This window comes from Cedecea selenatireducens (assembly GCF_042138895.1).
Classification (GTDB): Bacteria; Pseudomonadota; Gammaproteobacteria; order Enterobacterales; family Enterobacteriaceae; genus Cedecea; species Cedecea selenatireducens.
Map to the genome: position 1 here is coordinate 71941 of NZ_JBHIKW010000005.1, position 19727 is coordinate 91667.

At 52.6% G+C, this 19727-nt stretch carries 19 protein-coding genes and 2 tRNA genes; 15 read left to right on the forward strand and 6 right to left on the reverse strand.

What is annotated here, in order from left to right:
- Window positions 1-27: 27 nt before the first annotated feature.
- Both sfsB and ispB read right to left on the reverse strand, forming a co-directional pair.
- Window positions 28-291, reverse strand: a complete 264-nt coding sequence (gene sfsB / locus ACE38U_RS09985) for a DNA-binding transcriptional regulator SfsB (RefSeq protein WP_038478471.1) — start codon at window positions 289-291, stop codon at window positions 28-30.
- Window positions 292-524: 233 nt separating this feature from the next.
- Window positions 525-1496, reverse strand: a complete 972-nt coding sequence (gene ispB, locus ACE38U_RS09990) for an octaprenyl diphosphate synthase (RefSeq protein WP_038478473.1) — start codon at window positions 1494-1496, stop codon at window positions 525-527.
- A gap of 260 nt (window positions 1497-1756) precedes the next feature.
- On the opposite strand from ispB, the gene rplU reads away from it, so the two are divergent.
- The 4 genes from rplU (at window position 1757) to cgtA (ending at window position 4608) form a co-directional block, all read left to right on the forward strand.
- Complete coding sequence (gene rplU, locus ACE38U_RS09995; protein WP_008454812.1) at window positions 1757-2068, forward strand: 50S ribosomal protein L21; 312 nt, start codon at window positions 1757-1759, stop codon at window positions 2066-2068.
- Between the two features lie 19 nt (window positions 2069-2087).
- Window positions 2088-2345, forward strand: a complete 258-nt coding sequence (rpmA, locus tag ACE38U_RS10000) for a 50S ribosomal protein L27 (protein WP_007673187.1) — start codon at window positions 2088-2090, stop codon at window positions 2343-2345.
- Between the two features lie 108 nt (window positions 2346-2453).
- Window positions 2454-3419, forward strand: coding sequence for a DMT family transporter (locus ACE38U_RS10005; protein ID WP_038478480.1), 966 nt, complete (start codon window positions 2454-2456; stop codon window positions 3417-3419).
- A 16-nt stretch (window positions 3420-3435) separates the two neighbouring features.
- A complete protein-coding gene (gene cgtA / locus ACE38U_RS10010) occupies window positions 3436-4608 on the forward strand; it encodes an Obg family GTPase CgtA (RefSeq protein ID WP_375529667.1) in 1173 nt (390 codons plus the stop codon).
- 36 nt (window positions 4609-4644) lie between these two features.
- Here cgtA and pmrB read toward each other — a convergent pair whose 3' ends face one another.
- From pmrB to dacB, 3 genes are read right to left on the reverse strand one after another with little or no spacing between them, the layout of a single operon-like run.
- Window positions 4645-5700, reverse strand: coding sequence for a two-component system sensor histidine kinase PmrB (gene pmrB / locus ACE38U_RS10015; RefSeq protein ID WP_375529668.1), 1056 nt, complete (start codon window positions 5698-5700; stop codon window positions 4645-4647).
- The gene (gene pmrA / locus ACE38U_RS10020) at window positions 5697-6359 is read right to left on the reverse strand and encodes a two-component system response regulator PmrA (protein WP_038478489.1); all 663 of its coding nucleotides are present in this window, start codon (window positions 6357-6359) and stop codon (window positions 5697-5699) included. The genes pmrB and pmrA overlap by 4 nt, the downstream gene beginning before the upstream one ends.
- Window positions 6360-6361: 2 nt before the next feature.
- Window positions 6362-7795, reverse strand: a complete 1434-nt coding sequence (gene dacB / locus ACE38U_RS10025; protein ID WP_038483140.1) for a serine-type D-Ala-D-Ala carboxypeptidase — start codon at window positions 7793-7795, stop codon at window positions 6362-6364.
- Between the two features lie 253 nt (window positions 7796-8048).
- On the opposite strand from dacB, the gene greA reads away from it, so the two are divergent.
- Window positions 8049-8525 carry a transcription elongation factor GreA gene (greA, locus tag ACE38U_RS10030; RefSeq protein WP_038478492.1) on the forward strand — a complete coding sequence of 159 codons (477 nt, stop codon included), beginning with the start codon at window positions 8049-8051 and terminating at the stop codon, window positions 8523-8525.
- Between the two features lie 105 nt (window positions 8526-8630).
- On the opposite strand, the gene yhbY is transcribed toward greA, so the two are convergent.
- On the reverse strand, window positions 8631-8924 hold the full coding sequence (yhbY, locus tag ACE38U_RS10035; protein WP_038478495.1) for a ribosome assembly RNA-binding protein YhbY: 294 nt from the start codon (window positions 8922-8924) through the stop codon (window positions 8631-8633).
- 126 nt (window positions 8925-9050) lie between these two features.
- Between yhbY and rlmE the strand changes: the two genes are divergently transcribed.
- The 10 genes from rlmE to infB all read left to right on the forward strand — a co-directional run bounded on the left by rlmE (window position 9051) and on the right by infB (window position 19688).
- On the forward strand, window positions 9051-9680 hold the full coding sequence (gene rlmE, locus ACE38U_RS10040; protein WP_016538370.1) for a 23S rRNA (uridine(2552)-2'-O)-methyltransferase RlmE: 630 nt from the start codon (window positions 9051-9053) through the stop codon (window positions 9678-9680).
- A gap of 56 nt (window positions 9681-9736) precedes the next feature.
- Window positions 9737-11674, forward strand: coding sequence for an ATP-dependent zinc metalloprotease FtsH (ftsH, locus tag ACE38U_RS10045; protein WP_038478498.1), 1938 nt, complete (start codon window positions 9737-9739; stop codon window positions 11672-11674).
- Window positions 11675-11773: 99 nt separating this feature from the next.
- Entirely contained in the window at window positions 11774-12622 is an 849-nt protein-coding gene (folP, locus tag ACE38U_RS10050; RefSeq protein WP_038478502.1) for a dihydropteroate synthase, read from the forward strand.
- Window positions 12615-13952, forward strand: a complete 1338-nt coding sequence (gene glmM / locus ACE38U_RS10055) for a phosphoglucosamine mutase (RefSeq protein WP_038478505.1) — start codon at window positions 12615-12617, stop codon at window positions 13950-13952. Before folP ends, glmM begins: the two co-directional genes overlap by 8 nt.
- A 235-nt stretch (window positions 13953-14187) precedes the next feature.
- Window positions 14188-14520: a preprotein translocase subunit SecG gene (gene secG, locus ACE38U_RS10060; RefSeq protein WP_038478508.1), complete on the forward strand. Its 333-nt coding sequence runs from the start codon at window positions 14188-14190 to the stop codon at window positions 14518-14520.
- Between the two features lie 49 nt (window positions 14521-14569).
- A tRNA-Leu gene (locus ACE38U_RS10065) sits at window positions 14570-14656 on the forward strand.
- A 59-nt stretch (window positions 14657-14715) separates the two neighbouring features.
- Window positions 14716-14792: transfer RNA gene (locus ACE38U_RS10070), tRNA-Met, on the forward strand.
- A 213-nt stretch (window positions 14793-15005) separates the two neighbouring features.
- On the forward strand, window positions 15006-15458 hold the full coding sequence (gene rimP / locus ACE38U_RS10075; protein ID WP_071843016.1) for a ribosome maturation factor RimP: 453 nt from the start codon (window positions 15006-15008) through the stop codon (window positions 15456-15458).
- Between the two features lie 27 nt (window positions 15459-15485).
- Entirely contained in the window at window positions 15486-16973 is a 1488-nt protein-coding gene (gene nusA, locus ACE38U_RS10080; RefSeq protein WP_038478514.1) for a transcription termination factor NusA, read from the forward strand.
- A 24-nt stretch (window positions 16974-16997) separates the two neighbouring features.
- Window positions 16998-19688 carry a translation initiation factor IF-2 gene (gene infB / locus ACE38U_RS10085; RefSeq protein ID WP_038478517.1) on the forward strand — a complete coding sequence of 897 codons (2691 nt, stop codon included), beginning with the start codon at window positions 16998-17000 and terminating at the stop codon, window positions 19686-19688.
- Window positions 19689-19727: the final 39 nt, after the last annotated feature.

Sequence of the window (19727 nt, forward strand, 5' to 3'; positions counted from 1 at the left end):
AAAAAACCGGGGCATGCCCCGGTTTTTTTATAGCTGCCGAATCTTGCTGGATCTGTCGATAAACTCATGGGTTATAGGATCGTGATAGCGCGACGGCCAAATGACCTGAGGGGCTACGCCCAGAGCCTGAGCGATAATGAACTCCCCTTTAGGCCAGGGGCGGGATAACGCGTTGGCGAGCGTTGATGAGCTTAAACCTGACTGACGTGACAGGGCGGCAAGCGAGGTTCTCTTTTTTCGCAGGCCGGCAATGATGTCCGCCGGATGCCAATCCACATACTGATTTTCCATAATCTCTCCCTGTAATCTTACAAATCCTGCCCTGAACTGAGCATTAGTACAGGAAACTTATAGCATAAAAAGTTCCAAATGATTCCTGTAAGTGTAAGGAATAACGCATTCTGTGTTTTCATCCGCATATATGATGAAATCAAATGAAAATGGCAGGATTTAAGTGAAGGTATGGAGATGGGGTGAAGTTTTATTGGAAACTTAGCGCGCCAAATGACGCGCTAAAGTACTCGCTAACGATCGCGCTGTACGGACATGTGGGCTAAAGAGATAAGCGCTTCGCGATATGGGCTATCAGGCAGAACAGAAAGCGCGTCGATTGCTTTATCTGCCTCTTCCTCAGCACGCTGGCGGGTCCACTCCAGAGAACCGCAATCCGCCATAGCTTTCAGGACAGGATCCAGCAGATGGCGGCCATTTCCTTGTTCGATCGCTTCACGGATCATCTGTGTCTGTTCCGGTGAACCATTACGCATGGCGTGCAGCAGCGGCAGCGTAGGCTTACCTTCGTTAAGGTCATCACCGACGTTTTTACCCAGGGTCTGCCCGTCCGAGCTGTAATCCAGCAGATCGTCAATGAGCTGGAAAGCCGTGCCCAGGTAACGCCCATAATCCTGCAGCGCTTTTTCCTGAACGTCAGATGCACCAGCCAGGATCCCCGAACATTGCGCTGCGGCTTCAAACAGGCGAGCCGTTTTGCTGTAAATCACCCGCATGTAGCTTTCTTCGGTGATATCAGGGTCATTGCAGTTCATCAACTGCAGTACTTCGCCTTCAGCAATGACGTTAACAGCCTCAGACATGACTTCCAGCACTTTCAGCGAGCCCAGACTGGTCATCATCTGGAAGGAACGCGTATAGATAAAGTCGCCGACCAACACGCTTGCGGCATTGCCAAAAGCAGCGTTAGCCGTGGCTTTACCGCGACGCATATCTGATTCGTCCACGACGTCATCGTGGAGAAGGGTAGCGGTATGTATGAATTCGATTAGCGCCGCTATTCTGACATGCGCCTGCCCTTCATAAGCAAGTGCCCGTGCGGCAAGCACGGCAATCATAGGGCGGATACGTTTACCGCCGCCGCTGACGATGTAGTAGCCCAGCTGGTTGATCAGCTGGACATCAGAATTCAGTTGCTCAAGGATTGTCGCATTGACACCCGCCATATCTTGCGCGGTTAACTCATTAATTTTTTCTAAATTCATCGCAAAAGTCTGGCTTTCGTCCTGTTTATTCCATATCCGTATGGCATAACGAGAGGGTTGAGGTTCGATACTGTAGTACAGATTGTACTGAAAAAACGAGGCAGATAAACGGTGTGTGTGCTGTTGCGTTTTTTTTCTACGCTAATTGACGATCGGACTTGTCAAAGCATCACGATTTGCGTAATATTCGCGCCCTATTGTGAATATTTATAGCGCTACCTGAATCCAATGAAAGGCAAGCGCGGAAAGCGGAGTTTTATATGTACGCGGTTTTCCAAAGTGGTGGTAAACAACACCGAGTAAGCGAAGGTCAGACCGTTCGCCTGGAAAAGCTGGACATCGCAACTGGCGAAACTGTTGAGTTCGCTGAAGTTCTGATGATCGCAAACGGTGAAGAAGTCAAAATCGGCGTTCCTTTCGTCGATGGTGGCGTTATCAAAGCTGAAGTCGTTGCTCACGGTCGTGGCGAGAAAGTTAAAATCGTCAAGTTCCGTCGCCGTAAACACTATCGTAAGCAAGCGGGCCACCGTCAGTGGTTCACCGATGTGAAAATTACTGGCATCAGCGCCTAAGACCTGAGGAGTAGATTAAATGGCACATAAAAAGGCTGGCGGCTCAACTCGTAACGGTCGCGATTCAGAAGCAAAACGCCTCGGTGTAAAACGCTTTGGTGGCGAAACTGTACTGGCTGGTAGCATCATCGTTCGTCAACGTGGTACTAAATTCCACGCTGGCAACAATGTAGGTTGTGGTCGTGACCACACCCTGTTTGCTAAAGCAGACGGTAAAGTAAAATTCGAAGTTAAAGGCCCGAACAATCGTAAATACATCAGCATCGTTGCTGAGTAAGTTTTTCGGTCCGGTAACGGATGAAAGCCCCGCAACGTGTTGCGGGGCTTTTTACATTGTACGCCTGGTAAATATTGTACGCCTGGTAAATTAAAACAGGGAATGGGCATGGGGCAGCAGGCGGGGATCGGCATTCTTTTAGCGCTTACCACGGCGATGTGCTGGGGAGCGTTACCGATAGCGATGAAGCAGGTGCTTCCGGTGATGGCGCCGCCGACGGTGGTCTTTTATCGGTTCCTGATGGCCAGTATTGGCCTCGGCATTATTCTCGCGATTCGGGGTAAACTTCCGCCGCTCACCCTGTTCCGTAAGCCTCGGTGGCTGGCGCTGTTAGCGATTGCCACCGGTGGGCTATTTGGCAACTTTCTGCTCTTTAGCTCCTCCCTGCAGTATTTAAGTCCTACCGCGTCTCAGGTCATTGGTCAGCTCTCCCCCGTGGGGATGATGGTGGCGAGCGTGGTGGTGCTGAAAGAGAGAATGCGTGGCACACAGGTTATCGGTGCCATTATGCTCTTATGCGGGCTGGTGATGTTCTTCAACACCAGCCTGATAGAAATTTTTACCCGCCTGACGGATTACACGCTTGGAGTAATCTTTGGCGTGCTGGCGGCAACGGTTTGGGTCAGTTATGGTGTAGCGCAGAAGGTGTTATTACGTCGGCTGGCCTCGCAACAGATCCTCTTTTTGCTGTACACTTTATGTACTATTGCACTTTTGCCGCTGGCAAAGCCGGGCGTGATTTTCCAGCTCAGTAGCTGGCAACTGACGTGTCTGGTTTTTTGCGGTCTGAATACGTTGGTAGGATACGGCGCGCTCGCTGAGGCGATGGCGCGCTGGCAGGCCTCCCAGGTTAGCGCCATCATTACGCTAACGCCGCTGTTTACGCTGCTGTTCTCAGACCTGCTGTCTCAGGCCTGGCCCGAGTATTTCGCCATACCGATGCTTAACCTTGTGGGTTACATCGGTGCACTGGTGGTTGTGGCTGGTGCTATGTATTCTGCGATTGGCCACCGCCTTTGGGGGCGCTGGCATAAAACCGAAACGGCCACACCGGTGCAACGTTCGGGCGAATGATTTACGGAGAAGTAAGATGAAGTTTGTTGATGAAGCAACGATCCTGGTCGTGGCAGGGGATGGCGGTAACGGCTGCGTTAGCTTCCGTCGTGAAAAATATATCCCGAGAGGCGGCCCGGACGGCGGTGACGGCGGTGACGGCGGTGACGTATGGCTTGAAGCCGACGAGAACCTGAATACGCTCATCGATTATCGTTTTGAAAAGGCTTTCCGCGCTGAACGCGGTCAGAATGGCCAAAGCCGCGATTGTACCGGCAAACGTGGTCATGACGTGACTGTAAAGGTGCCGGTCGGGACCCGAGTTATCGATCAGGGCACCGGTGAAACCATGGGTGATATGACCCTGCACGGTCAAAAGCTGATGGTTGCTAAGGGCGGCTGGCACGGCCTGGGTAACACCCGTTTTAAATCCTCGGTCAACCGTACTCCTCGCCAGAAGACGATGGGGACTCCAGGTGAAAAACGTGACCTGCAGTTAGAGCTGATGCTGCTGGCCGATGTTGGCATGCTGGGCATGCCGAACGCAGGTAAATCAACCTTTATCCGCGCGGTATCTGCAGCGAAGCCAAAAGTTGCTGACTATCCATTTACCACGCTGGTGCCAAGCCTTGGCGTTGTCCGCATGGATAACGAGAAGAGCTTCGTTGTCGCGGATATCCCGGGGCTGATTGAGGGTGCCGCCGACGGTGCCGGTCTTGGTATTCGCTTCCTGAAGCACCTGGAACGTTGCCGTGTCCTGCTGCACCTCATCGATATTGAGCCTATCGATGGTTCAGATCCGGTTGAGAACGCCCGTATTATTGTTGGCGAGCTGGAAAAATACAGCGAAAGCCTGGCGTCTAAACCTCGCTGGCTGGTGTTTAACAAAATCGACCTGATGGACAAAGCGCAGGCTGAAGAGAAGGCGAAGGCGATTGCCGAAGCACTCGGCTGGGAAGATAAATTCTACCTTATCTCTGCGGCAAGCCAGATGGGCGTGAAGGATCTCTGCTGGGATGTGATGACCTTTATCATCGAAAACCCAATTACGGCGGCTGAAGTCGCTAAGCAGACAGAGAAAGTCGAGTTTATGTGGGATGACTACCATCGCCAGCAGCTCGATGAAATGGAAGCTGAAGCAGAAGAAGATTGGGATGACGACTGGGACGATGAAGACGACGAAGGCGTCGAAATTATCTACCAGAAGTAAGTCTCAAACGAAGAAGGCCGGTGCTCCCGGCCTTTTTTATTGAATGCTGCCGGGAAGCCAGCAGTCAGCCTGCAAGCCGCCTTCAGCGTGGTTATCCAGTTCAAGACTGCCATGATGGAGCTGCACAATACGTAGCACAATGTTCAGGCCCAGCCCGCTTCCACCGTAACGCTGGTCCATACGCCTGAAAGGTTCCGTTATCTGCTGAAGATACTCGGCTTTAATGCCCGGACCGCTGTCGACCACGCTCAACAGAGTTCCTCCCTCTTTCTCTGCCAGCATCACATGAATCACGCCTTTTTCTGGGCTATAGCGAGAGGCATTTTCCAGCAGGTTACGCAGCATCAAACGCAGCAGCACGGCATCGCCCTGAACGGTCAGAGAGGCGTCTGCGGGCCAGATGAGCTTTTGCCCGCGAGGCGCAGCCAATTCTTCCATTTCCATCTTCAGCGGCGCAACGATGTCGCTGCTCCAGGTCAGCGTATTGTAATGCCCGCTGGCCAGGGCTTGCCCGGCACGGGAGAGCATCAGTAGCTGCTCAATGGTGTGCATGAGCTGATCGATTCTGGTTAGCAGCATCGGGGCCTGCTCTACGCCATTTTTTGCCATCAGTTCGAGATGCAGCCTGAGGCCAGCCAGCGGCGTTCTCAGTTCGTGTGCGGCATCGGCAGTGAACAGACGTTCTTGCTGAATAGTATGATCCAGGCGGCCAAGCAGCTGGTTAAGGGAATTGGTCACCGCCACCATTTCGTCCATGTCGGAAAACATGGGCAGCGGCGTGAGATTGTCGGCGGAACGATTAGCAAGGCTGGAGCGCAGCTGATTCAGAGGACGGGTTATCCAGGTGATTGCCCAGAAGGAAAAGAAAAGTGTGAAGGCGACCATCACCAGAGAAGGCACCAGCAAAGAGGCAATCGCTTCGCGGATCTCCTTCTCCACCTGCTGGTTTCGGGCCTTGGCGGACAGCGTTTCACTCACCAGGAAGCCAATCTGCTCACGACTTTCATGCCAGAGCCAGACGACGCTTATCAGCTGGAAAAAAAGAAGAATAAGCGCCAGCAGGACCATCAGGCGCCGGCGCATGCTGCTCATGAACGGCTTTCCAGTCGGTAGCCAACGCCGCGCACGGTTTTGATTCTGTCCTTCCCTAATTTGCGGCGAAGATTATGGATATGCACTTCGAGGGTATTGGAGCCTGGGTCGTCTTGCCAGCTGTAAATATCCTGCTGCAGCGTTTCGCGGTGTACCGTCTGGCCAATGCGCATCATCAGGCGAGTGAGCAAGGCGAACTCTTTGGGCGTAATTTCTACGGCCTGATTAGCGAGTAAGACCTGCTGTGTTTGCAGATTAAGGGTTAAATCGTCTTCCTGCAGCAGATTGTCGCTGTGGCCCTGATAGCGGCGAATCAGCGCCCGGGCGCGTGCCTGTAGCTCAGCAAGGGCAAAAGGTTTAACCAAATAATCATCGGCGCCAGAGTCCAGGCCGTTTACGCGGTCTTCAAGCGCGTCGCGAGCCGTGAGGATCAGCACGGGGTTTTTTACCCCACGACGACGCCACTGGCTTAGCAGCGTGGCACCGTCCTTATCAGGCAGCCCCAGGTCGAGAATAATCAGGCTGTACTCGCCGCTTTGCAGCAGGGCGTCTGCCTGGGCCGCCGTGGTGGCGCAGTCTAAGGCATAGCCTTCCCCGCCTAATGCCAGCGCAAGACCTTCCTGGAGCAGTAAATCGTCTTCAACAATAAGCAGTTTCATGGCTAGTTATTTTGGTAAATATCCTTGTAAAGCCGGCTTTCAAAACGCACCAGCGGGATACGGCGGTTACGCTGGTCGGCCGGTTCAACGGCATAGCCGGAGAGATACTGCACGAAGGCCATGCGTTGGCCACTGGCCGTAGTAATGAAGCCTGCCAGATTATAAACCCCTTGCAGCGAGCCCGTTTTCGCCGATACTTTGCCGTCAACGCCAGCCTGATGCAGGCCAGCACGATACTGCAGGGAACCGTCGTAGCCCGCGAGCGGCAGCATGGAGATAAAGTTTAGCTGATTATCATTCTGAGCGATGTATTGCAGCACCTGCATCATCGTGGCTGGCGAAATCAGGTTGTGGCGTGAAAGGCCGGAGCCGTCGACGACGATGCTGTTCCCCAAATCTACGCCCGCTTTTTGACGCAAAATCTGACGAACGGAATCTGCCCCTGCGCGCCATGTGCCGGGGACGCCTAAACGATTATGTCCGATGGTTCTGAATACGGTATCGGCAATCATGTTATCGGATTTCTTCAGCATGATTTTAAGCAGGTCGTGCAGCGGTGCTGACTGCTTGCTGGCGAGTACTGTACCCGGTTCGTTGGGCTGAGTCTGGCGCAGCAGCGTTCCGCTATAGCTAATCCCCGCCTGCTTCAGTTCATCTTTGATAATGGCACCTGCATAGCTAGCACCGTCCTGAATGGCAAAGGCTAATGGCAGAGGGTCTGCGCGCTGTGTGAGGCAGCCTGTCAGCGTGTAACGATTCAAATCGCCCGGAACGACATCAAGTTCACAGTATTGGGCGTCAGGAGAGCCTTTGGCCAGGGTTCTGACCTGGCTAAACATCACTACCGGGTAATAAGACGCAATACGGATGTAGGCTAAATCGTCAGCCTTAGGGGCGCTATACAGGGAAATTGAGAAACAGTTCCGGTCCACGATTGCGGCGGCAGGGGGGGCGCTAAAACACTGCGTCATATCGTTCCAGGGCCAGCCTGGCGCTTTATCGTGGCTGGCAAAGATGGACGTATCGACCAGTACGTTCCCCTTAATCTGCTGGACGCCTGCTTTTTTTAATTCGGCGACCATATTGCGGATATCCTGACGTTTAAGCGTAGGATCGCCGCCAAATCGCGCGATAAGGTCGCCATTCAGTACGCCATTATCGACCTGCGCGCGGCTTTCCAGCGTCGTCGTAAAGCGAAAGTCCGGGCCTAACTGAAGCAGCGCAGCCAGCGCCGTAATGACTTTTTGAGTACTGGCAGGCAGTGCCATCTGCTGGCTGTGGTAATCAATGAATGGGCTTGTGGCACCGACTTTTTGCACCATCAGCGCCAGGTTCGCCCCATCAGGCAACTGGGAGGTGTACTCTTCAACGTTCGCAGCCTGAACATTGATGGCTACGGCAGCGGTCAACCCAATGACAAATCTAAAAAATCGCATAATCTCGCGGTAACGGCCTGGAAACGTGACCGCCATACTACGGTGCATTATGGTGCAAAGTAAACGATGACCCTTAGGGAACTCCAGGGTAAAATACCGGTCAATTTGAAAACTGTTACTGACCTGGAGTCATCACTCCGGGTTGGTTTTCTTTTATTTATTGCCGGAGATACTGCCCGTATCCCGGCCATGCTTTTAAGCCAGCAGGGTGTTTTGCCCTGCTGCAGAGGACTGATTTTAAGAGGTATAACAAATGCAACCTATTCCGATGACATTACGTGGCGCCGAACAATTACGCGAGGAACTGGATTTTCTGAAGTCCGTTCGTCGTCCGGAAATCATTGCTGCAATTGCAGAAGCTCGCGAGCATGGCGATCTTAAAGAAAACGCCGAATATCACGCCGCGCGTGAGCAGCAGGGCTTTTGTGAAGGCCGTATTCAGGATATCGAAGCGAAGCTGTCCAATGCTCAGGTGATCGATGTCACAAAAATGCCTAATAACGGCCGTGTGATTTTTGGCACCACCGTAACGGTATTGAACCTGGATAATGACGAAGAGCTTACTTATCGCATCGTTGGTGACGATGAGGCTGATTTTAAAAAGAATCTTATTTCTGTAAATTCGCCTATCGCTCGCGGCCTTGTGGGTAAAGAATGCGATGATGTTGTTGTGATTCGCACGCCGGGTGGCGATGTCGAATTCGAAATCCTGAAAGTAGAATATTTATAATTTTTACTACGCTGGCTAAAGGGTTGGCGTATTGTAAAGAAAAGAAAAAGGCCGCATAGCGGCCTTTTATCAACGAACATAGCGTGGCATTTTGCACACCTCTGCCTACTTCGGCAGAGAGATCTTCCGCTCTTTAGAAGGGCGATAGATCACCAGCGTTTTACCGATGACCTGTACGTTACAGGCGCCGGTTTCCCGCACGATGGCATCCACTATTAAGGTTTTCGTTTCGCGATCTTCCGTTGCGATCTTCACCTTGATTAACTCATGGTGCTCAAGCGCTTGTTCAATCTCGGCCAGTACCCCTTCGGTCAAACCATTATTGCCAAGCAGAACGACCGGCTTGAGCGGATGGGCCAGACCTTTCAGGTGCTGTTTTTGTTTAGTACTCAGATTCATCGTATTTTTTGCTTACGTTGGGATTGAAAACGGTTCATTCTACCGCCATCTCCAGTGTATCGCCAAATCGGCTGTGCTGATTGTTAGTTAGCCTGCTATTCACGATGAACAAAGTTGGATATTGAGATGACAGGTAAGAAGCGTTCTGCCAGCTCCAGTCGCTGGCTGCAGGAACACTTTAGCGATAAATATGTTCTACAGGCACAGAAAAAGGGGTTGCGGTCCCGTGCCTGGTTTAAACTTGATGAAATACAGCAAAGTGACAAACTTTTTAAGCCAGGAATGACTATTGTTGATCTTGGTGCTGCACCCGGCGGGTGGTCACAGTACGTCGTGACCCAAATCGGGAATCAGGGGAGAATCATCGCTTGCGATCTTTTACCAATGGATCCTATCGTTGGTGTGGACTTCCTTCAGGGCGATTTTCGTGATGAATTAGTCGTCAAAGCCCTGCTGGAACGTGTTGGTGACAGTAAAGTGCAGGTTGTCATGTCAGATATGGCGCCAAACATGAGCGGGACACCGGCAGTCGATATCCCGCGCGCTATGTACCTGGTTGAACTGGCGCTGGAAATGTGTCGGGACGTGCTGGCGCCGGGCGGTAGTTTTGTAGTGAAAGTGTTTCAGGGCGAAGGTTTCGATGAATACCTGCGAGAAATTCGCTCCCTGTTTACGACGGTTAAAGTTCGTAAGCCGGACTCTTCTCGTGCCCGCTCACGTGAAGTGTACATTGTAGCGACCGGGCGCAAACTATAGTACCCTGACGCTGTTTGTTAACACAGTTGTAATATGAGGTTAATCCCTTGAGTGACATGGCGAAAAACCTAATACTCTGGCTGGTCATTGCCGTTGTGCTAATGTCGGTATTCCAGAGCTTTGGGCCCAGCGAGTCAAATGGCCGTAGGGTGGACTACTCCACTTTCCTGTCCGAAGTTAATCAGGACCAGGTTCGCGAAGCGCGCATCAACGGACGTGAAATCAACGTTACCAAGAAAGATAGTAACCGATACACGACTTACATCCCCGTTAATGATCCCAAGCTGCTTGATAATCTGATTACCAAGAACGTGAAAGTTGTGGGCGAGCCGCCTGAAGAGCAGAGTCTGCTGGCAACTATCTTCATTTCCTGGTTCCCAATGCTGCTGCTGATTGGGGTCTGGATCTTCTTTATGCGCCAAATGCAGGGCGGCGGTGGCAAAGGTGCCATGTCGTTCGGTAAGAGCAAGGCGCGTATGCTAACGGAAGACCAAATCAAGACCACCTTTGCTGACGTTGCAGGCTGTGACGAGGCGAAAGAAGAGGTGGCTGAGCTGGTTGAATACCTGCGTGAGCCGAGCCGTTTCCAGAAGCTGGGCGGTAAAATCCCGAAAGGCGTCCTGATGGTCGGTCCTCCGGGTACGGGTAAAACGCTGCTGGCAAAAGCGATTGCTGGCGAAGCTAAAGTGCCGTTCTTCACGATTTCCGGCTCTGACTTTGTTGAAATGTTCGTCGGTGTGGGCGCATCCCGTGTCCGTGACATGTTCGAACAGGCCAAGAAAGCAGCACCTTGCATTATCTTTATCGATGAAATCGATGCCGTAGGTCGTCAGCGTGGCGCCGGTCTGGGTGGTGGTCACGATGAACGTGAGCAGACCCTGAACCAGATGCTGGTTGAGATGGATGGCTTCGAAGGTAACGAAGGTATCATCGTTATTGCGGCAACTAACCGTCCTGACGTACTTGACCCGGCGCTGCTGCGTCCAGGTCGTTTCGACCGCCAGGTTGTTGTCGGTCTGCCGGACGTTCGTGGCCGTGAGCAAATCCTGAAAGTGCATATGCGCCGCGTACCGCTTTCGCCGGATATTGATGCTGCAATTATCGCTCGTGGTACGCCTGGTTTCTCCGGTGCCGATCTGGCCAACCTGGTGAACGAAGCCGCGCTGTTTGCCGCTCGCGGTAACAAGCGTGTGGTATCGATGGTTGAGTTCGAGAAAGCGAAAGACAAAATCATGATGGGGGCAGAACGTCGCTCCATGGTGATGACGGAAGCGCAGAAAGAATCTACTGCCTATCACGAAGCTGGCCATGCGATTATCGGTCGCCTGGTACCGGAACACGATCCGGTGCACAAAGTGACGATTATTCCTCGTGGTCGTGCGTTGGGTGTGACCTTCTTCCTGCCTGAAGGCGATGCTATTAGCGCCAGCCGTCAGAAACTGGAAAGTCAGATCTCCACGCTGTACGGCGGCCGTCTGGCAGAAGAGATTATCTACGGACCGGAACATGTGTCTACCGGGGCGTCGAATGACATTAAAGTCGCGACCAACCTGGCACGTAACATGGTTACCCAGTGGGGCTTCTCCGACAAACTTGGTCCGCTGCTGTATGCGGAAGAAGAGGGCGAAGTATTCCTGGGCCGTTCAGTTGCGAAAGCTAAGCATATGTCTGATGAGACCGCGCGTATCATCGATCAGGAAGTGAAATCCCTGATTGAACGCAACTATGCTCGTGCTCGCCAGCTGCTGAATGAGAACATGGATATCCTGCATACCATGAAAGATGCGTTGATGAAGTATGAAACCATCGATGCACCGCAGATTGACGATCTGATGGCTCGCCGCGAAGTGCGTCCGCCAGCAGGTTGGGAAGATGCGAGCAAGAGCAGCAATAATTCTGATAACAACGGTACCCCAAATGCGCCACGCCCGGTTGATGAACCGCGCACGCCAAATCCGGGTAACACGATGTCAGAACAGCTGGGCGACAAATAAGACGCTCACGACAGATGTTTTTGCAGTAATCTATAAACCCCGGGCCTGTCCCGGGGTTTTTGTTTTTGTACCTCCTAAGACAAACGCATAGGAAGAAGAATGAAACTTACCGCGCAGGGCTCTACGCTGGATCTCTCCCATCCTCATGTCATGGGGATTTTAAACGTCACGCCGGATTCTTTTTCTGACGGTGGCCAGCACAACTCGCTGGTTGAAGCCCTGAAGCATGCAAACGCTATGATCAACGCCGGGGCGACAATCATTGATGTTGGCGGAGAATCTACGCGACCTGGTGCGGCCGAAGTAAGTACTGAAGAAGAGCTTGAGCGCGTTATCCCGGTGGTGGAGGCGATTGCTCAGCGTTTTGAAGTCTGGGTTTCTGTGGATACCTCAAAGGCTGAGGTTATCCGCGAGTCTGCCCGAGTGGGGGCGCATATTATCAACGATATTCGCTCGTTACAGGAGCCCGGGGCGCTGGCCGCCGCTGCGGAAACGGGGCTACCGGTTTGCCTGATGCATATGCAAGGTGAACCGAAAACGATGCAGCAGGCGCCGCACTATGATGACGTGTATGCCGACGTGAATCGCTTTTTTGTGCAGCATATTGCCCGCTGTGAGGCGGGAGGTATCTCAAAAGAGAAATTGTTGCTCGACCCAGGCTTTGGTTTCGGTAAGAATCTCACCCACAATTACCAGCTATTAGCCCGACTTTCGGAATTCCATCACTACGGCATGCCGCTCCTGGTGGGAATGTCCCGTAAATCCATGGTGGGGCAGTTGCTGAATGTTGGCCCCGACCAGCGTCTGAGCGGAAGTCTTGCCTGTGCGGTGATTGCTGCCATGCAGGGGGCACAAATTCTTCGCGTTCATGACGTGAAAGAGACAGTTGAAGCTATGCGCGTGGTTGAAGCTACGCTTTCAGTGAAGGAAAACAAATACTATGAGTAACCGTAAATATTTTGGCACCGATGGCATTCGTGGCCGCGTGGGCGATGCGCCTATTACTCCTGATTTCGTTCTGAAGCTGGGCTGGGCTGCGGGTAAAGTGCTTGCTCGTCATGGCTCCCGTAAAATCATCATCGGTAAAGATACGCGTATTTCCGGCTACATGCTGGAGTCTGCACTGGAAGCAGGTCTTGCCGCAGCCGGTCTGTCCGCTTCTTTTACCGGGCCAATGCCAACGCCTGCGGTTGCCTATTTGACGCGAACATTCCGCGCGGAAGCCGGCATTGTTATCTCTGCCTCTCATAATCCGTTCTATGACAACGGCATCAAATTCTTCTCTATCGACGGGACTAAGCTCCCGGATGAAGTCGAAGAAGCGATTGAAGCGGAGATGGAAAAAGAGATCACCTGCGTAGATTCGGCGGAGCTGGGTAAAGCCAGCCGTATTGTTGATGCCGCAGGGCGCTATATTGAATTCTGTAAGGGGACTTTCCCGAACGAACTGAGCCTGAATGGCCTCAAAATCGTCGTGGACTGCGCTAACGGAGCGACTTACCACATCGCACCCAATGTATTGCGTGAGCTGGGCGCAAAAGTCATTGCCATCGGCTGTGAGCCGGATGGGGTGAACATTAATGAAAAATGCGGTGCGACCGACGTTCGCATGCTGCAAGAACGCGTGTTGTTAGAAAAAGCCGATCTGGGTATAGCGTTTGACGGCGACGGCGACCGGGTGATCATGGTGGATAACCTGGGGCATAAAGTCGATGGCGATCAGATTCTCTATATCATCGCTCGCGAAGGATTGCGTCAGGGGCAGCTACGCGGCGGCGCCGTGGGGACGCTAATGAGCAATATGGGGCTGGAAGTCGCGCTTAAGCAGCTGGGTATTCCATTTGTCCGTGCCAAAGTTGGTGACCGCTATGTCCTGGAGAAACTGCAGGAGAAAGGCTGGCGTATAGGTGCGGAAAACTCCGGGCACGTTATCCTGCTGGACCAGACCACAACGGGCGACGGTATCATCGCTGGTTTGCAAGTACTCACAGCAATGGTTCGCAACCACATGAGCCTGCACGATCTTTGCAGCGGCATGAAATTATTCCCGCAGATTTTGGTTAACGTCCGCTTTACCGCTGGCAGCGGCGATCCGCTTGAAAACGAAGCGGTAAAACGCGCTACCGCTGAGGTGGAAGCCGCATTGGGCAACCGTGGCCGCGTATTGTTGCGTAAGTCAGGCACTGAACCGCTGATTCGAGTGATGGTTGAAGGTGAGGACGAAGCGCAGGTTACGGCCTTTGCCCACCAAATCGCAGATGCAGTGAAGGCAGTTTAATATTTTCTGCGCATCAAACTGATTGAAAAGGCGGCAGTTGCCGCCTGTTCTTCTACCGAATACTGATTGTTTGCTGTTTTTTTCCGCAGTCAGTGCATTGTTAATAAATTGCCCTTGCGCACCAGTCTGGCTTTGGTTAGTATTCTCACCCGCTTCAGTGGGTAATGACAAACGTATCCGCTTAACTGGTTTGAAGCAATTGGCGTGCGGTAACCCCGCAAGGAACAGGTTGATTATGTACGAAGCTCTTTTGGTTGTTTTCCTTATTGTAGCGTTAGGCCTTGTAGGTCTTATTATGCTGCAGCAAGGTAAAGGCGCTGATATGGGAGCCTCCTTCGGAGCAGGCGCTTCCGCTACGTTATTCGGTTCAAGTGGTTCTGGTAACTTCATGACCCGCATGACCGGTGTGCTCGCAACGTTGTTCTTTATTCTGAGCCTGGTTCTGGGTAATCTCAGCACCAACAAAACCAGTAAAGGAAGTGAGTGGGAGAATTTAAGTCAGCCAGCACAAACTGAGCAGACTGCGCCAGCGGCACCTACCAAGCCGAGCAGCGATATCCCGCAGTAAGTTTGTCAGCTTCAATGCGGTAATATGAAGGTTACCGTGTTCAAAGAGTGCCGAGGTGGTGGAATTGGTAGACACGCTACCTTGAGGTGGTAGTGCCCGATTGGGCTTACGGGTTCAAGTCCCGTCCTCGGTACCAAATCCTAGCAATTCTTGCATTTTATGCAATTCTGGCGTAGTATTTGCCACGTTTTCGGACGCGGGGTGGAGCAGCCTGGTAGCTCGTCGGGCTCATAACCCGAAGGTCGTCGGTTCAAATCCGGCCCCCGCAACCACTTTCCCTGAGAGTTCTTTTTCAAATATACTGTGAACACCAGTTTCGGTGCCTTCGCGAAGAATTTAGAAAAAAATTCTCCTGGACGGTGTCCGGGCCGCAGTTGCGGCATACAGGGTTCAGTTATATAAAGCCCCGATTTATCGGGGTTTTTTGTTATCTGACTTCAGAATAACTGGGCTATATGCCCTTTTTTTATGTCTTGGGGGTGGGCTTGTCCACATTAGAGCAAAAATTAACAGAGATGATTTCAGCACCGGTCGAAGCACTGGGCTACGAACTTGTAGGCATCGAATTCGTTCGCGGCCGCACGTCTACGCTGCGCATCTATATTGATAGTGAAGATGGCATCAATGTTGATGATTGTGCTGATGTCAGTCACCAGGTCAGTGCCGTACTGGATGTCGAAGATCCCATCACCGTGGCCTATCACCTGGAAGTGTCATCACCTGGCCTCGATCGCCCAATGTTCACCGCAGAACACTACGTTCGTTTTACCGGCGAAGAAGTGAGCATTGTATTGCGCATGGCTGTGCAAAACCGCCGCAAATGGCAGGGTATTATTAAAGCCGTAGACGGTGAGATGATCACGGTAACGGTCGAAGGAAAAGACGAAGTGTTCGCGCTGAGCAACATCCAGAAAGCGAACCTGGTACCCCACTTTTAATAGTTTGGATTGAGGTGAAAACCCAGGATGAACAAAGAAATTTTGGCTGTTGTTGAAGCAGTTTCCAACGAAAAATCGCTACCGCGTGAGAAAATTTTCGAAGCGCTGGAAAGTGCGCTGGCAACGGCGACCAAGAAAAAATACGAGCAAGAAATTGACGTGCGCGTTGAAATCGACCGCAAAAGCGGTGATTTCGATACCTTCCGCCGTTGGGTTATCGTTGAAGAGGTGACCCAACCGACGCGTGAAATCACCCTGGAAGCGGCTCAGTTCGAAGATCCGGCCTTCACGGTTGGTGAATACGTTGAAGATCAGATTGAATCCGTGACCTTTGACCGTATCACCACCCAAACCGCCAAGCAGGTTATCGTGCAGAAAGTTCGCGAAGCCGAGCGTGCGATGGTGGTCGATCAGTTCCGTGAGCACGAAGGTGAGATTATCACCGGCGTGGTGAAAAAAGTTAACCGTGACAACATCGCTCTGGATCTCGGCAGCAATGCTGAAGCCGTGATTCTGCGTGAAGATATGCTGCCGCGCGAAAACTTCCGTCCGGGCGACCGCATTCGCGGCGTGCTGTACGCAGTACGTCCTGAAGCTCGCGGTGCACAACTGTTCGTTAGCCGCTCCAAACCTGAAATGCTGATCGAACTGTTCCGCATTGAAGTGCCGGAAATCGGTGAAGAAGTTATCGAGATTAAAGCCGCTGCACGCGATCCTGGCTCTCGCGCCAAAATCGCTGTGAAAACTAACGACAAGCGTATCGACCCGGTCGGGGCATGCGTTGGTATGCGTGGTGCACGCGTTCAGGCGGTTTCTACAGAGTTAGGCGGTGAGCGTATTGATATCGTGCTGTGGGACGACAACCCGGCGCAGTTTGTTATCAACGCAATGGCACCGGCTGACGTAGCATCCATCGTTGTCGACGAAGACAAACATACGATGGATATCGCGGTAGAGGCAGGCAACCTGGCACAGGCCATCGGCCGTAACGGTCAGAACGTTCGCCTGGCATCACAGCTGAGCGGCTGGGAACTCAACGTCATGACCGTTGATGACCTGCAGGCTAAACATCAGGCTGAAGCGCATGCGGCTATTGATACCTTTACCAAATACCTCGACATTGACGAGGATTTCGCCACCGTGTTGGTCGAAGAAGGTTTCTCCACGCTTGAAGAGTTGGCCTATGTGCCAATGAAAGAGCTGCTGGAAATCGACGGCCTTGATGAAGACACCGTGGAAGCATTACGCGATCGCGCTAAAAACGCGCTCACCACACTGGCTCTGGCACAAGAAGAGAGCCTTGGCGATAAGAAACCAGCCGAGGATCTGCTGAACCTCGAAGGGATGGATCGCACGCTGGCCTTTAAACTGGCTGCTCGTGGTGTTAGCTCGCTGGAAGACCTTGCCGAGCAAGGTGTTGACGACCTGTCTGATATCGAAGGTTTAACGGATGAGAAAGCCGGTGAACTGATTATGGCAGCGCGTAACATTTGCTGGTTTGGCGGCGAAGCGTAATAAACTGTAGCAGGAAGGAACAGCATGACAGATGTAACCGTAAAAGCGCTGGCCGCAGAGATTCAGACCTCCGTGGACCGCCTGGTACAGCAATTTGCTGATGCAGGGATCCCGAAGTCTGCTGATGACTCCGTTTCGGCGCAAGAGAAGCAAACTCTGCTGGCTCACCTGAACCATGAACATGGCTCAGGCCCAGATAAGTTGACTTTACAGCGCAAAACGCGCAGTACTTTAAACATTCCAGGTACCGGTGGGAAAAGTAAATCGGTACAAATCGAAGTCCGCAAGAAGCGCACCTTTGTGAAACGTGATCCGCAAGAGGCTGAACGCCTTGCCGCGGAAGAACAGGCGCAGCGTGAAGCGGAAGAGCAAGCCCAGCGTGAGGCAGAGGAAACTGCCAAACGTGCGGCACAAGAAAAAGCTAAGCGTGATGCTGAAGAACAAGCTAAGCGCGAAGCCGCTGATAAAGCGAAACGTGAAGCTGCGGAAAAAGACAAAGTGAGCAATCAACAAACTGACGATATGACGAAAACTGCCCAGGCCGATAAAGCCCGCCGTGAAGCTGAAACTGCAGAGCTGAAGCGCAAAGCGGAAGAAGAAGCTCGTCGCAAACTCGAAGAAGAAGCACGTCGCGTAGCGGAAGAGGTCCGTAAATTGGCTGAAGCTAACGCAGGCGTGTGGGCCGAACAAGAGAAAGTGGAAGACGACAAGTCTGACTACCATGTCACCACTTCTCAGCATGCCCGCCAGGCTGAAGACGAAAACGACCGTGAAGTAGAAGGCGGGCGTGGTCGCGCTCGTACTACAACGGCTAAAGCTCCTCGCCAGAAAAAGGCAGGCGGCAAACACGGCGAATCTAAAGCTGACCGTGAAGAGGCTCGTGCAGCCGTTCGCGGTGGTAAAGGCAAGCGTAAGCCAAGCAGCCTGCAGCAGGGCTTCACCAAGCCTGCACAGGCGGTTAACCGTGATGTTGTGATCGGTGAAACCGTTACCGTTGCTGAACTGGCTAACAAAATGGCTGTTAAAGGCTCTCAGGTCATCAAAGCGATGATGAAGCTGGGCGCAATGGCAACCATTAACCAGGTCATCGATCAGGAAACCGCCCAGCTGGTTGCTGAGGAAATGGGCCACAAGGTTATCCTGCGTCGTGAAAACGAGCTGGAAGAGGCGGTAATGAGCGACCGTGATACCGGCGCTGCAACCGAAACTCGTGCTCCGGTTGTGACCATCATGGGCCACGTTGACCACGGTAAAACCTCCCTGCTGGACTACATTCGTTCTACTAAGGTTGCCTCCGGTGAAGCGGGTGGTATTACCCAGCACATCGGTGCTTACCACGTAGAAACTGACAACGGCATGGTGACCTTCCTGGATACCCCGGGTCACGCAGCGTTTACTTCCATGCGTGCTCGTGGTGCTCAGGCGACGGATATCGTTGTTCTGGTTGTTGCGGCTGACGATGGCGTGATGCCACAAACTATCGAAGCTATCCAGCACGCGAAAGCGGCGCAGGTACCGGTAGTCGTCGCAGTGAACAAAATCGATAAACCAGAAGCAGACCCGGATCGCGTTAAGCAGGAACTGTCCCAGTACGGCATCATGCCGGAAGAGTGGGGCGGCGAAAGCCAGTTCATCCACGTTTCTGCTAAAGCCGGTACCGGTATCGACGACCTGCTGGACGCTATCCTGCTGCAGGCTGAAGTTCTGGAACTGAAAGCCGTACGTAAAGGTATGGCAAGCGGCGTGGTAATCGAATCCTTCCTGGATAAAGGTCGTGGTCCGGTTGCAACCGTTCTGGTGCGTGAAGGTACCCTGAACAAGGGCGATATCGTACTGTGTGGCTTCGAGTATGGCCGCGTGCGTGCGATGCGTGACGAGATGGGCCGTGAAGTGACCGAAGCGGGTCCTTCTATCCCTGTTGAGATCCTTGGCCTGTCCGGCGTACCTGCCGCGGGTGACGAAGTGACCGTTGTTCGCGACGAGAAGAAAGCCCGTGAAGTTGCTCTGTATCGTCAGGGTAAATTCCGCGAAGTGAAACTGGCTCGTCAGCAGAAATCCAAACTGGAAAACATGTTCGCCAACATGACTGAAGGCGAAGTGTCCGAAGTGAACATCGTGCTGAAAGCCGACGTTCAGGGTTCTGTGGAAGCGATCAGCGACTCCCTGCTGAAACTGTCTACCGATGAAGTTAAAGTTAAAATCATCGGTTCCGGCGTGGGCGGGATCACCGAGACTGACGCTACGCTGGCAGCAGCATCCAACGCTATCCTGGTAGGCTTCAACGTCCGTGCCGACGCTTCTGCGCGCCGCGTGATTGAAGCGGAAAGCCTGGATCTGCGCTACTACTCCGTCATCTATCATCTGATTGATGAAGTAAAAGCGGCGATGAGCGGCATGCTGTCTCCGGAACTGAAACAGCAGATCCTCGGCCTGGCCGAAGTTCGCGATGTGTTTAAATCACCGAAGTTTGGTGCCATCGCAGGTTGTATGGTCACCGAGGGTGTGGTCAAACGTCATAACCCAATCCGCGTACTGCGCGACAACGTAGTTATCTATGAAGGCGAGCTGGAATCCCTGCGTCGCTTTAAAGATGATGCTAACGAAGTCCGTAACGGTATGGAATGTGGTATCGGCGTTAAGAACTACAACGACGTGCGCGTGGGCGATATGATCGAAGTCTTCGAAATTATCGAGATCAAGCGTACCATCTCCTGATAGCTATACCGCATCAACTATCTTAGGGGGGCCGTGTGC

Coding starts and splice junctions, on each gene's coding strand:
- sfsB (WP_038478471.1), bottom strand. CDS start 291: ATGGAAAATCAGTATGTGGATTGGCATCCGGCGGACATCATTGCCGGC.
- ispB (WP_038478473.1), bottom strand. CDS start 1,496: ATGAATTTAGAAAAAATTAATGAGTTAACCGCGCAAGATATGGCGGGT.
- rplU (WP_008454812.1), top strand. CDS start 1,757: ATGTACGCGGTTTTCCAAAGTGGTGGTAAACAACACCGAGTAAGCGAA.
- rpmA (WP_007673187.1), top strand. CDS start 2,088: ATGGCACATAAAAAGGCTGGCGGCTCAACTCGTAACGGTCGCGATTCA.
- ACE38U_RS10005 (WP_038478480.1), top strand. CDS start 2,454: ATGGGGCAGCAGGCGGGGATCGGCATTCTTTTAGCGCTTACCACGGCG.
- cgtA (WP_375529667.1), top strand. CDS start 3,436: ATGAAGTTTGTTGATGAAGCAACGATCCTGGTCGTGGCAGGGGATGGC.
- pmrB (WP_375529668.1), bottom strand. CDS start 5,700: ATGAGCAGCATGCGCCGGCGCCTGATGGTCCTGCTGGCGCTTATTCTT.
- pmrA (WP_038478489.1), bottom strand. CDS start 6,359: ATGAAACTGCTTATTGTTGAAGACGATTTACTGCTCCAGGAAGGTCTT.
- dacB (WP_038483140.1), bottom strand. CDS start 7,795: ATGCGATTTTTTAGATTTGTCATTGGGTTGACCGCTGCCGTAGCCATC.
- greA (WP_038478492.1), top strand. CDS start 8,049: ATGCAACCTATTCCGATGACATTACGTGGCGCCGAACAATTACGCGAG.
- yhbY (WP_038478495.1), bottom strand. CDS start 8,924: ATGAATCTGAGTACTAAACAAAAACAGCACCTGAAAGGTCTGGCCCAT.
- rlmE (WP_016538370.1), top strand. CDS start 9,051: ATGACAGGTAAGAAGCGTTCTGCCAGCTCCAGTCGCTGGCTGCAGGAA.
- ftsH (WP_038478498.1), top strand. CDS start 9,737: ATGGCGAAAAACCTAATACTCTGGCTGGTCATTGCCGTTGTGCTAATG.
- folP (WP_038478502.1), top strand. CDS start 11,774: ATGAAACTTACCGCGCAGGGCTCTACGCTGGATCTCTCCCATCCTCAT.
- glmM (WP_038478505.1), top strand. CDS start 12,615: ATGAGTAACCGTAAATATTTTGGCACCGATGGCATTCGTGGCCGCGTG.
- secG (WP_038478508.1), top strand. CDS start 14,188: ATGTACGAAGCTCTTTTGGTTGTTTTCCTTATTGTAGCGTTAGGCCTT.
- nusA (WP_038478514.1), top strand. CDS start 15,486: ATGAACAAAGAAATTTTGGCTGTTGTTGAAGCAGTTTCCAACGAAAAA.
- infB (WP_038478517.1), top strand. CDS start 16,998: ATGACAGATGTAACCGTAAAAGCGCTGGCCGCAGAGATTCAGACCTCC.